Genomic DNA, 12,495 nt, shown 5'->3' with positions numbered 1-12,495 from the left:
GAAAGGGAAGTGGGCAGCCGGAGTGGTGGTCAAGCAGTAGCTATTATTCCATAATAGCTACTAGAGGAAGCGTAAATCTGAGCATTTAGTGATAAGGACTGAGCGAATTTTGCTCCGTTTTTCTTATTAAAAGGGCAGTGTAATAACAAAAGTCTGTTCATAAACATTATTGTATGGATTTATCTAAATTTATATAGGAAGCATATCCGAATAAAACTGTTCATATAGATAATTAAGACATATAATCATATGCCGTGGATATGCTGAAAGGAGGAAGAGAATTGTCTAAGGATCGACCGGTTTTCAGTTTTGAGCTGAATGAAACGCTCTATTTTGAAAAAGGACAGGAAGTTAATGAAATGAGAGGAGTTTCGCTAGAGCCGGATATTTCCATACATTCATTTAATGAGTATATTTCCATAAGAGGTGTAATTGAGCTTAAAGGAGATTATCAAAAAACCATTCAGGAGGCAGAAGAATCGATTGAAACAGAAAACTTGCAATCGAAACGATATGTAGAGGTGGTTGAAGATTTAGATGAAGATATAGCAGCTTTTTCACACCGTTTTCCTGTGGAAATTTCTGTGCCGGCAAACAGAGTTGCAGATTTAAACGACGTAAGTGTCTTTATTCAAACTTTTGATTATGAACTTCCTAACCCGTCATTGTTCCGCTTGTATTCAACAATTGAAATACACGGTGTCAATGAAAGTGAACAAGTTGAGGAGACAGTTACAGAAAGGGATGCATACACTTCTGACTGGGGAAATGATGCGGAGAATAATGAAGAGGCAGATAGTTTTCAATTCGAAATCAAAGACCCTGAAGAAAATGAATCCATCAATGATCATTTGGCACCACCCGATTTACCGATACTTTCTGCTGAACGAGAGGAATCAGAACAAGTGGTGGAAGATAGAGAAGAAGAGTCAAAACAGGTAGTAGAAGATAGAGAAGAAGAGTCACAAGAAGTAGAAATAGAAGCTTCGATAGAACAGAAGACAAATGATACGGAAAAAGCAGGGCAGGAAGAGGATGACAGGTGGAAATATAAAGAATCAAAATCATTAGCAGAATTCTTTGGAACTGACTCACCTGAAGAATCCTCCTCCCATGATGAAGAGGTGGAAGTGGATGATACATCAGATGATTGGCTGGAATCATCGCACACTCCCGAAATTCATGAAAGCTCTGATAATCGTGATACAACAGATCAAGTACAAGATGTTGGCTACTTATCTGATATGTTTAGGGAATCTGATGTGGATCAATTTGCTCGTATGAGACTCTGTATTGTTCAAGAGAAGGATACGATAGATTCTATTGCAGAACGTTATCAAATTTCGGCGTTACAATTAATAAAACAAAACCAGTTAGATGATGACTATGATGTGACAGAAGGTCAGTTATTATATATTCCATATAAGAAAAAATAAATGCTGCCCCTTGCGATTAAGTCAAGGGGTTTTCCAGTATTAGGTGGTGAACGAAAAAGTGGATGACTTAAAGGCTGTGCTACATGCCTATTCGGTGCAACCTTTTTACATAGAAAATGAAACTGAAAAATTATATAAGGTACAAGATGGCCAGCAACAGTTTGCGTTAAAGCAAAGTCAGCTTTCACCTGATGATATGGCTATGTGGGAGAACGTATATCAGGAGGCATATACGCAAAACCTTCATACGATTCTTCCTGTTTTTTTAACAAGAGAAGGGAATATTTATGAAATCTATGAAGGAACGGTTTATTATTTATCTCCTTGGAGAGGGAATGCCCTTTCATCTTTTGATAAATATACGATAGGAAACTTTTATCGTCATCTTGGTCATATACATGTGAAGACAAAGAGAACTCGAACTGTAGACACAGATTCATTCGTACAGAACTTTCGGGGGTATCAGAAGCAATGTGAAGCACTTCAAAAGAAATTGTTGTTTTTTGTGGAACAATTTGAAGCTAAACACTATATGTCTCCCTTTGAACTTCTCGTTTGTACACATTTTCGTGACATCGATTTTAGTTTACAAGAATCCAATCGAAGAATTGACCAGTTGATAAATGAGCAGGAGCAGCAAGAACAGTGGAATTATAGCTTGTGTCATGGTAATTTGAATTCCTCACATGTTATCGTATCACCGGAGCAGATGTATCTTATAAATTGGGATAAGGCGCGATACGAATATGCCCCATTCGATTTATCCCAATTCTATAAATCTGAAACGGTGCATTATGATGCTCCTGTTGACCTTTTCTTAGATGAATTTGATAGCTATATGAATGAAAATAAACTAACGAATAAAGAACTATATATGTTAATTATACAGGTTCTCGACCCTGCTCCATATATACAGTTAGTAGAAGAGCATGATCAATCATCAAAAACAATGATTGATCAAATTATACCATTACAACACATATTTAGAAGAATACTATTTGGTCTACGCTTGTCAGCATATGTGGAAAAAGAATACGATACCCTTGATTTGGACGATTTAGAAAGCTAAATCCATTCCAAATAAAAGGCGATAAATATACCTACGATTAAGCCTAATAAAAATACATCAAAGGTTGTAGGGAAGAACAATGTACGTATTAATTGGAAAATTAATATTGGCAAGGTAACTCTTTCGATAACAATAATACAGGTTCTAGCCCATGGAGGGAGTCGATAACGGTAATATCGTGCCACCGTTTTCACCTCGCTTTCGAAACGCTAAGTTTTTTTGTGATTGTTCTATATACTATGTATAGATATCATGTATTTGTGCAAAACTGGTAAAAATAGTTGACGAAATGACTTATACTATATAAAATAAAGCTATTACTTGAAAATGATCTTGAAAATGCGCTGAATGGGAAGAGTACAAGATAATTGCCAAAGAAGAGAGGGAAATCAGTGGCTGAAAATTTCCTTGGTAAGATTATGTTGGAAGGTCGCCCGTGATGCAGCTTCTTTGAACACATGCTAAAAAGCATAAGTAGAAGAAGCCGGTAACCGTTTAGTTACCGTTATCAATGAATGAAGTGTGCACAGCTCCAATGGAGCGTGTAAACAAAGGTGGTACCACGGAAAGTATGCCCTTTTCGTCCTTTAAGTAGGATGAAAAGGGCTTTTTGTCGTAGCAAACAGTTATAGGAGGCGTTATGATGAGTGAAAAGGAAACAAAAACTTCCCTCTCGGCAAAATATAATCCCAAGGAAGTAGAACAGGGTAGGTATCAATTTTGGTTGGAAGGAAAGTATTTTGAAGCAACCAATGATCCGGAAAAAGAGCCATATTCAATTGTTATTCCACCACCAAATGTAACCGGAAGATTGCATCTAGGCCATGCATGGGATACAACTATGCAGGATACGATTTCACGTATGAAACGAATGCAAGGGTATGATGTCCTGTGGCTACCCGGTATGGATCATGCAGGTATTGCAACACAGGCTAAAGTAGAAGCCAAATTGAAAGAACAAGGAACAAATCGCTATGAACTAGGTAGAGAAAAATTTTTAGCAAAAGCTTGGGAATGGAAAGGAGAATATGCCGATTTCATTCGTTCCCAATGGGAGAAATTAGGACTGGGCTTAGACTATTCGCGCGAGCGGTTTACGCTTGATGATGGATTATCTGATGCTGTAAAAGAGGTATTTGTAAAGCTATACGAAAAAGGACTTATTTACCGTGGAGAGTATATTATTAATTGGGATCCACAAACCAAAACTGCTCTTTCCGATATTGAAGTTATTTATGAAGAAATTAATGGTAAGTTTTACCATATGCGTTATCCAATAAAAGACAGTGAAGAAACCATTGAGATTGCCACTACACGTCCGGAGACGATGTTAGGAGACACGGCTGTTGCTGTTCATCCAAACGATGAGCGCTACGTTCATTTAATTGGAAAAAAAGTGATCCTACCAATTGTTGGCAGGGAAATAGAGATTGTTGCAGATGAATATGTAGATATGGAGTTTGGTTCCGGTGCCGTCAAAATAACTCCTGCACATGATCCAAACGATTTTGAAATTGGTAATCGACATAACCTAGAGCGTGTATTAGTTATGAATGAAGATGGCACTATGAATGAAAATGCGGGAAGTTATGAAGGTTTAGATCGATTTGAGTGCAGAAGGCAGATTGTTAAAGACCTTCAAGACCAGGGTATTCTTTTTGAAATTGAAGATCATACGCATCAAGTTGGGCATTCTGAACGAAGCGGTGCAGTGGTAGAGCCGTATTTATCCACTCAATGGTTTGTTAATATGCAGCCATTAGCAGATGCTGCTATTGATTTACAGCAACAAGAGGATAAAGTGAATTTCGTTCCAAAGCGATTTGAACGGACGTATCTTAATTGGATGGAAAATATACGTGATTGGTGTATTTCTCGCCAGCTTTGGTGGGGGCATCGGATTCCTGCTTGGTATCATAAGGAAACAAATGAAATCTATGTTGGGAAGGAAGCACCTGAGGACTTAGAAAATTGGGAGCAGGATGAGGACGTTTTAGATACTTGGTTTTCATCTGCCTTATGGCCTTTTTCGACAATGGGATGGCCGGATACGAATGCAGAGGACTTTAAACGTTATTTCCCTACAGGAGTTCTTGTTACTGGGTATGATATTATATTCTTCTGGGTAGCAAGGATGATTTTTCAATCAAAGCAATTCACAAATCAAAAACCATTTGAAGATGTGTTAATTCATGGTTTAATTCGGGATGCTGAAGGGAGAAAGATGAGTAAGTCACTAGGTAATGGTGTTGATCCGATGGATGTAATTGAGAAATATGGCGCTGATTCGTTACGTTACTTCTTACTTACTGGTTCAACCCCAGGGCAGGATTTACGCTTCCATTGGGAAAAGGTAGAAGCTACTTGGAATTTCGCAAATAAGGTTTGGAATGCTTCGCGATTCTCTTTAATGAACTTAGATGGATTCACCTATGAAGATATAGATTTATCTGGTGAGAAATCCCTTGCCGATAAGTGGATTCTTACACGGTTAAATGAAACGATTGAGCAGGTTACCAAGAATACCGATAAATACGAGTTTGGAGAAGCTGGACGTCATCTCTATAACTTTATTTGGGATGAATTGTGTGACTGGTATATCGAGATGGCTAAGCTACCATTGTATGGCGAAGATGATGTGAAGAAGAAGATGACGCAGTCAGTACTTGCTCATGTATTAGATCAAACCATGCGAATGTTGCATCCATATATGCCATTCATCACAGAGGAAATTTGGCAACAGCTTCCTCATCAAGGAGACTCTATTACCATTGCTACATGGCCAGAAGTAAACCAAGCATTTCATGACGAAAAAGCATCTCAAGAAATGAAACGACTTGTATCAATTATTAAATCAGTTCGTAACATTCGAGCGGAAGTAGATACACCGATGTCAAAACAAATTAACATATTGATTCAAGCAGAGAATCAGAAGATCGTTGATGAATTAGAGAAACATCGTGATTATTTGGAACGCTTCTGTAATCCAAATAAGCTTATTATTGCAACAAATATTTCAGTTCCTGAAAAAGCAATGTCTGCTGTAGTTACTGGTGCAGAACTTTATTTCCCACTTGAGGGATTAATTGATTTTAATAAAGAGATTGATCGCTTAGAAAAAGAATTAACGAAGTGGACAAAAGAAGTTGAACGTGTGCAGAAAAAGCTTGGTAATCAAGGATTTGTAAATAAAGCACCACAGGCCGTTGTAGAAGAAGAGAGACAAAAAGAGAAGGATTATCTTGATAAACAAGCAAAAGTTAGAGCAAGGCTCGAAGAACTAAAAGGTTAAACTATTTCTTTGTGGATAAAATGTAACTTAAATACCATTTTCAAATCCGAAGAAATAGCAGGAATAAAGCTATAAAAGACTGGCTTTATAGCAAATGTTGGAGAGAAGCTTCATACAGCGAATGAAAAATATATAGACAGTTTCAGTCACAGTTAATATCCGCAGTTTAGAATCAGCTAAAGCCGAACTAATTCGAATGCTAACCAAAAAACATTTCGAATCATAGTTCGGCTTTGCTTAGGTTTAACAAAGCAGGCTAGTTTTCTTTTTGTCTAGGAAACCCATGTGGATAAACATGGGCGTGTTGAGCCTCGTCAAGCTCCAGCGCCCAGAAACTAGGCGACTTCACGAATTAACCTATGATAGATTATCATCGGCTCACAAGCTCACCTTGATTCCTTTATCACCGTTAAATCCCTACATTCGCTACGTTTCTAATCAGACGATTGCGCTTTCGTTCTAAGTATGTAGATTAGATCTAATCTATATTATTCGATATCTTTCGTCTAATATAAGTCATATACGTTCGCAAAATATTGATATCACTAACTTTACTTAATGTCCGTGAGCCGACGATATCCTCAATTTCATTAAATAGGAGTTCTCCATTATAACTGATCAAAAAATCAATACCTACCATACCAAAATCAAAGTGATTAACAATTGATTGAATCATAGAACGTTCCTTATCACTCAAGTCATATAAGCTAGCAGAGCCTCCGAGTTTAAAATTGGCACGAAAGTCTTTGTCGTTTTCCCGTTTTACAGCTGCAATAATTTCCTTTCCTACTATAAAGACACGAATGTCTTTTCCATGCTCTACCGTACTAGGTTGAACAATAAGCTCCGTATTAGCTAATACTTGGCTAATGGAGGTATATTGTTGATCGTTTTCAATTAAAAAAACTTGTTTTCCGCCTCTTCCTGCTGTTTCCTTGATGATAAAAGGATAGGCTAATGGAGGGGTATCTGTTAAATACTGCTTCTTCGAGTAAAGGGTATCTACCATTGGGATACGTAAATTGTGCATATGATGATGCGTTAACGCCTTATCATTACAAATTCTTGAAATAGAAGATGAATTAAAAACAGTAATATCACATGCCTCTAAATGAAGGCTAAGCAATGGGTCAATAGTTCGAACAATAGCAAATTCAGGCTTTGTAATGGGAAATCCATTTACTCGCACGGTGCGTGCATTATTAATAATTCCTGCTGTTATATCTTCTCTTATTATGAGTTCTAATTGAATAGATTGATACGATGCTTCTTTGATAAACCAATTTATATAGGATTGGTTTACGTCAATGTCCTTTTTACTGTAGATTAACCAACCTTTACTCATTTACTTGCCTCCATTGTCACCACATGACTTGTAAATATAATCGATAATATAATCTGCTACATTAATGTTCGTACAATCATATATATTACGGATATGTGCATTTGAATTAATCTCACAAATAATGGGAGATTGATCAGGGCCAAATAACAAATCGACACCAGCAAAATCTGCTCCAATCGCTTTTGTGGCAGCAACTGCTATCTTCGTTTCATATTCAGACGGCTTATAGGCTTCCATTGATCCTCCTGCTGATACATTAGCACGAAAATCATTTACTGCCTGCCTTCTCATCGCCGCCACCACGTGATTACCTACTACGTGTAGTCGCAAATCCTTTCCGTAACTTGTAGAGATAAATTCTTGAAACATATATGGCTTTCCATCTATTTGCTGAAGTCTATGTAATAATTGCTCTTTGGTTTCGATCAGATACACTTGTTGACCGAATGACCCGAAGGCTTCCTTCACAATCATAGGAAAACCAAATGTATCAACTGCTGTCTGCATCACCGACTCAGTTGGTTCCTCAGAAAAAAATGTCTTTGGTGCAATAATGGTTCTAGGAATAGGTAGCTTCTTTATTGCTAACTGTTGATATGTTGCAATTTTATCATCACTCACAGCTATTGCTTCTGCTCGATTAAAGACTCGTAAGCCGAGTAATTCGAGCTGCCTTGCTAAATAAACATCTTTATCCGCAAATAAAACATAATTCGGTAATGGTACACGCTCGTCTTTTAATAAACTAAGATTCTCTGTATTAAGATATGACAATAATTCGCTATTCTTATATATAGTTGCTGTACCACCTTTTCGAATGGCTGCTCGTTGAATCCATTCGGCAAAGTCAAGAAACTTCTTTCCAGGTAAACTTCCATTGTAAATTATCCAGCCGTGTAACTGCATGTTTATTTGTCCTTTCTGCTATACTGTTATAGGTAAATTTATTTCATGAGAGTGGTGTGCTTATGTTTCAAGAAATTCAACAAGTTGAAGACTTTTTAGCAAATAGAATTAATTTAGGGATAAAGCCCGGACTCGAACGAATGGAAAAACTACTTATATTACTGAATCAACCTCAGCATAATTTTAATGCGATTCATATTGCTGGTACGAACGGAAAAGGTTCGACATTAGAATTTATAAAACAAGGTTTACAAGCTAACAATTATCAAGTGGGAATCTTTACATCTCCTAGTTTAACTGGCCTACGAGGATATATCTTATTGGGAGATAGAACAATCTCAGAACATGATTTTCTCACTATATGGCAAAAGGTATATCCAGCAGTAGTAAAATTAGATAATATGAACATGCATCCGACAGAATTTGAAATTCTGACAGCTATTGCTTTTGTTTATTTTGAACAGCATACGGACCTTGCTTTAATAGAAACTGGGATGGGTGGTAGAGAAGATACCACAAATTGTGTACAGCCTCTGATGTCCATTATAACAAATATAGCGAAAGATCATACTGCATTTCTAGGGGACACAATACGTGAAATTGCTTATCATAAAGCAGGTATAATAAAATCAACAATACCAGTCATTACAGGTGAACTAATAGAAGATGCGACAAAAGTTGTCAATAAAGAAGCTATGTTGAAGCAAGCTCCTATATATCGACTAGGTCATCATTTTTTCTATCGTTCAGAATCTACTGCATATAACCATCGCATAAATTGGTGGGAAAAGGGGGGAGATACATTCCAATTTTGGATTAACATGATGGGGGAACACCAAAAAGCGAATGCATCAATAGCTGCAATGGCTCTTCAACTGTTAAATAGAATGGAAGCTGGCTTTAATATAGATATGAATAAAGTAGAAGAGGCGTTTACTCATGTCATGGTAATGGGAAGATTTGAGATAGTTAGAAAACAGCCCTTAACTATTGTGGATGGCGCCCATAACTCGGCGGGAATGGAAGCATTTATAAACACAGTAGAAGAAAATTTTAGTAACTGCAAACGACATCTATTATTTTCTGCGTTTAAAGATAAAGAAATTGATAAAATGCTAAAACAAATAGAAAATCATTTTACAACAATTAGCTTAACGACGTTTGATCATCCACGTGCAATGCAGGTATCTGAATTAAGAAACTATGAGAGTGACTTTCATATCGAGCTAAATTGGCAAGAGGCAATACGCCAAATGGAACAATCACATACTGTATATTTTATATCTGGCTCCTTGTATTTCATTTCATTAGTTCGGTCTTTTCTTAAAAAACAATAACATTCATATGCTGTTCTTATAAAATTTATGTTGAACGATTCTTTAATAAGGTGACAGAATTCGTCTTACTTTTTACGGTCTATATGCTAGAGTTGAAGGTAAATCTAGCAGCAGGGAGGTAAAGACAATGGACGAAAATAAAAGAAAGATCACAGTATGGGAAAATGGTAAACAAGTTAAGCTTTATGTCAATAAGAATAGAGAAATTCCTTCAGGAAGGAATGAACAGGCTGCTGCATTATCCGATTCAGAAGATGAAAAAATTCCGCCTTATACAAGGGTATCAGATACAAAACCTTCTAAATTTGCGATGCATAAAAGAAAGTGGAAGGAGTTTAAGCCTGCTATACTTTCTGTATTGTCAGCATTAGTCATTGGATCCTTCTTAGGAATAATGATGCTAAATATGTTTATCATGATTGAGGATGATAATCATATGAGCGGTAATCAGAATTCTTCAGCAGCTGTAACTAACGACGACGATCAAGATAATGATAAACAAGCTGATCGTTCTGCATCTTCTGTTCGTCTAGATGAAATAAGGGCATATGTACTTCAAGGTGGTGTTTTTTCAGAAAAGGCAAATGCTGATGCGCGTGCTGGTTCATACCGAGACAGAGGGGTTCCTGTCACTATATGGGAGAGAGGGGATCAGTATTTCCTGTTTATAGCAGCTGCTACCACTGAAACGCAGGCAGAACAATTACAACAGGGATTAGTTGATACAGACATGGACGATATTTATGTTAAAGAGTGGTCTACAGGAAATATTACTACAGACTTAACAAGGGATGAAAACAGTTGGGCACAATCATTTATTAAGACATGGAAGGATACACTAGAATCTGGTGAATTTGAAAAGAACACATGGGATTCACTTCTGAAAGCTTATCCAAAGGATAGTGAGCAGCTAAAAGAATTGTATCAGTCCACTCAACAAGTATTAGAAAAAGCAGGACAAGCTGAAGCACTGCAAAAGAAGGCGTTACTGATGGAGCTATGGAAGACATTTGGAACTACATTTAATAATTGATTTAATTAATTATCAATTTGGTTAATAATAGAAACAGAATTTACTCTAATGGAAAATCCCATTATAGGAGTTCATCGTATAGCAAAATTGGAATAATGCTGATTTGTACGTCGATACATCTCTTTTGTAAGATAGAGTTATCTTAGAGAAGAGGATGATCTATATTGACAACTATTTCGCCTATTATGATAAAAAATGTGCCAAAGGATGATCGACCAAGAGAACGACTTATAAAATCAGGCTCCAGTCATTTATCTAATGCGGAAATACTAGCTATTATTTTAGGAAGCGGTACTAGACAAGAATCCGTATTGGCTTTATCGAATCGATTATTGATGCATTTTGAAGGATTAAAGTTATTAAGTGATGCTACTATTGAAGAACTTATTGCTATTAGAGGAATTGGTACGGCAAAAGCGGTGTTGATTTTAGCTGCTGTAGAGCTAGGCAAGCGAATGCATATATATAGATCTGATGAAAGGCATGTTATTCGCTCTCCTGAGGATGGAGCAGAATATGTAATGGAAGAAATGAGAGGGTTAAATCAAGAACATTTTGTAACATTATTTTTGAATACGAAAAATCAAATTATTCACAAACAAACTATTTTTATAGGTAGCCTCAATGCCTCTATCGTCCATCCTAGGGAAGTATTTCGTGAAGCTGTCAAACGCTCTGCAGCCTCCATCATTGTTATTCATAACCACCCTTCAGGGGACCCCACTCCTTCCCAAGAAGATATCCATGTAACGAGAAGATTGGTTGAATGTGGTAAAATGATAGGGATTGAATTAATCGATCATTTAGTGATTGGTGATCGAAAATATGTCTCTTTAAAAGAAAAAGGGTATATATAATTGTATGTCTACACGATGAGTATCCTTATTGTAAAGTTAAAAAATCGTTATATGCGAATTCACCATTTCCCATAAATACACAAAAATTAAATAAGACTACTGATGTTTCCATATGATTATACTTTTTTGAAGTTTTTTCTTTTGCATGGGTATGTTCATTGGATTTTTTCAACGTAAGAATAGTCGCCCTAGCTTAGGCTAAACAAAATATAGATGGATAGCGATATTAGGAATTAGTAACGTGTACAAAACAAAATGTGATGTGAAGCAAAAAGAGGTGGAGTGATCGTGGACATAAAAGATTTTTATCTTAAAGAGCAAGTATATGATTTAGACGATCTGATTAAAAATCCTAATGCTTATATTGGCGGATTTAATACCGAATCTCTCGTAACACTCATGAAAGCCAACAGAAAAAAATATATAGAAAGCGGAATTTTATTGATAGAAGGGGGAATCGCATTTACTTCAAGTTACAAGGAAATTGGCCAGTTACCCATTTTTGATGATCTCCCTTCTTTATATGGTTATTACTTAAATGCGATGGAAGAATACTTGGAAGAAGGAATTGCTGCTTTTTATTATCCTAGTCAACCAATTGGTGTAAAACTAGAAAAATATGAGGCAGTAAAACAAGATTAACGATAGATAATAATTCATTAATTGTCAGCGAGGACGTTTTACTACAAGCTCTCGTTTATCATTCACAGCGCTTCTTTGAATTATTGGTAAAGCAGTTAAAGCTTAAAATGTATACGAATGAGCTTGTATAAATAGGAACAATTAAAAAGAGTATTTCAAAATTAATAATTTAACGTACTTCCGAAAGAAGTCTCCATCTTCAAGCGTGTGAAGAGCGTAGCCCAACGGTAAGGGGGGGAGATGAATTTCGGTTGGGCGACAGCCCAAAGGCTTTTTTTCCTTTTTTGTTCAAAGCACAACCCAACAGTGAATGATCGAAATTCATCAAGTGCCTAATGAAAATATAAACTCTTGGAACAAGAGGGTTAGCTTGGTCCATTTTGTCAGCTACCAAAAGTGGCGATTATCCAAGAAGCCCCCACTTCAAGCAACCCATAAGGTTGGTAAGTGATGGGAGTAGTTCACTTATTGTTTGCCTATTTCTGAAGGGAAGATGCATGAAATCAAAAAAAGCTCACATATGATATTTATAACACTATCTATTTTATAATTTTTTTCGTATAATTATATAGACGAAT

The 12,495-nt window shown here is 36.5% G+C and carries 10 protein-coding genes and 1 other annotated feature; of the genes, 7 read left to right on the top strand and 3 right to left on the bottom strand.

From position 1 onward, the window contains the following. Nucleotides 1-281 precede the first annotated feature (281 nt). Together spoVID and RVS70_RS13980 are read left to right on the top strand one after the other, a co-directional pair. Nucleotides 282-1,436 carry a stage VI sporulation protein D gene (spoVID, locus tag RVS70_RS13985; RefSeq protein WP_162986453.1) on the top strand — a complete coding sequence of 385 codons (1,155 nt, stop codon included), beginning with the start codon at nucleotides 282-284 and terminating at the stop codon, nucleotides 1,434-1,436. 58 nt (nucleotides 1,437-1,494) lie between these two features. After that, entirely contained in the window at nucleotides 1,495-2,505 is a 1,011-nt protein-coding gene (locus RVS70_RS13980; RefSeq protein WP_026681297.1) for a phosphotransferase, read from the top strand. Here RVS70_RS13980 and RVS70_RS13975 read toward each other — a convergent pair. Beyond that, nucleotides 2,502-2,690: a hypothetical protein gene (locus RVS70_RS13975; protein WP_026681296.1), complete on the bottom strand. Its 189-nt coding sequence runs from the start codon at nucleotides 2,688-2,690 to the stop codon at nucleotides 2,502-2,504. The genes RVS70_RS13980 and RVS70_RS13975 overlap by 4 nt on opposite strands. Nucleotides 2,691-2,840: 150 nt before the next feature. Next, nucleotides 2,841-3,096: a binding site (T-box leader), on the top strand. A gap of 52 nt (nucleotides 3,097-3,148) precedes the next feature. On the opposite strand from RVS70_RS13975, the gene RVS70_RS13970 reads away from it, so the two are divergent. Beyond that, nucleotides 3,149-5,797 (top strand): valine--tRNA ligase, encoded by a 2,649-nt coding sequence (locus tag RVS70_RS13970; protein ID WP_205388680.1) that lies wholly within the window; start codon nucleotides 3,149-3,151, stop codon nucleotides 5,795-5,797. Nucleotides 5,798-6,275: 478 nt separating this feature from the next. Here the strand turns inward: RVS70_RS13970 and RVS70_RS13965 are convergent, their stop codons facing one another. After that, nucleotides 6,276-7,142, bottom strand: a complete 867-nt coding sequence (locus RVS70_RS13965; RefSeq protein ID WP_166530556.1) for an ATP-grasp domain-containing protein — start codon at nucleotides 7,140-7,142, stop codon at nucleotides 6,276-6,278. Next, nucleotides 7,143-8,048, bottom strand: a complete 906-nt coding sequence (locus tag RVS70_RS13960) for a RimK family alpha-L-glutamate ligase (RefSeq protein WP_321133741.1) — start codon at nucleotides 8,046-8,048, stop codon at nucleotides 7,143-7,145. 62 nt (nucleotides 8,049-8,110) lie between these two features. Between RVS70_RS13960 and RVS70_RS13955 the strand changes: the two genes are divergently transcribed. From RVS70_RS13955 to RVS70_RS13940, 4 genes are all read left to right on the top strand, one after another. Then, entirely contained in the window at nucleotides 8,111-9,385 is a 1,275-nt protein-coding gene (locus RVS70_RS13955; protein ID WP_026681292.1) for a bifunctional folylpolyglutamate synthase/dihydrofolate synthase, read from the top strand. Nucleotides 9,386-9,512: 127 nt separating this feature from the next. After that, nucleotides 9,513-10,418: an SPOR domain-containing protein gene (locus RVS70_RS13950; protein ID WP_026681291.1), complete on the top strand. Its 906-nt coding sequence runs from the start codon at nucleotides 9,513-9,515 to the stop codon at nucleotides 10,416-10,418. Nucleotides 10,419-10,603: 185 nt separating this feature from the next. After that, entirely contained in the window at nucleotides 10,604-11,275 is a 672-nt protein-coding gene (radC, locus tag RVS70_RS13945) for a RadC family protein (RefSeq protein WP_166530561.1), read from the top strand. A gap of 288 nt (nucleotides 11,276-11,563) precedes the next feature. Beyond that, complete coding sequence (locus RVS70_RS13940; protein WP_166530558.1) at nucleotides 11,564-11,917, top strand: hypothetical protein; 354 nt, start codon at nucleotides 11,564-11,566, stop codon at nucleotides 11,915-11,917. The last annotated feature ends 578 nt before the right edge of the window (nucleotides 11,918-12,495 follow it).

Source organism: Virgibacillus sp. M23 (assembly GCF_034190895.1).
GTDB lineage: Bacteria > Bacillota > Bacilli > Bacillales > Amphibacillaceae > Virgibacillus > Virgibacillus salarius.
Note: the sequence above shows the minus strand (reverse complement) of the source record. Positions and strands in the feature narration are given on the sequence as shown.

Bases quoted from the DNA above. Each gene is read 5' to 3' on its own strand.
- RVS70_RS13970 (WP_205388680.1), top strand. From the start codon at position 3,149: ATGAGTGAAAAGGAAACAAAAACTTCCCTCTCGGCAAAATATAATCCC.
- RVS70_RS13965 (WP_166530556.1), bottom strand. From the start codon at position 7,142: ATGAGTAAAGGTTGGTTAATCTACAGTAAAAAGGACATTGACGTAAAC.
- RVS70_RS13960 (WP_321133741.1), bottom strand. From the start codon at position 8,048: ATGCAGTTACACGGCTGGATAATTTACAATGGAAGTTTACCTGGAAAG.
- RVS70_RS13955 (WP_026681292.1), top strand. From the start codon at position 8,111: ATGTTTCAAGAAATTCAACAAGTTGAAGACTTTTTAGCAAATAGAATT.
- RVS70_RS13950 (WP_026681291.1), top strand. From the start codon at position 9,513: ATGGACGAAAATAAAAGAAAGATCACAGTATGGGAAAATGGTAAACAA.
- radC (WP_166530561.1), top strand. From the start codon at position 10,604: ATGATAAAAAATGTGCCAAAGGATGATCGACCAAGAGAACGACTTATA.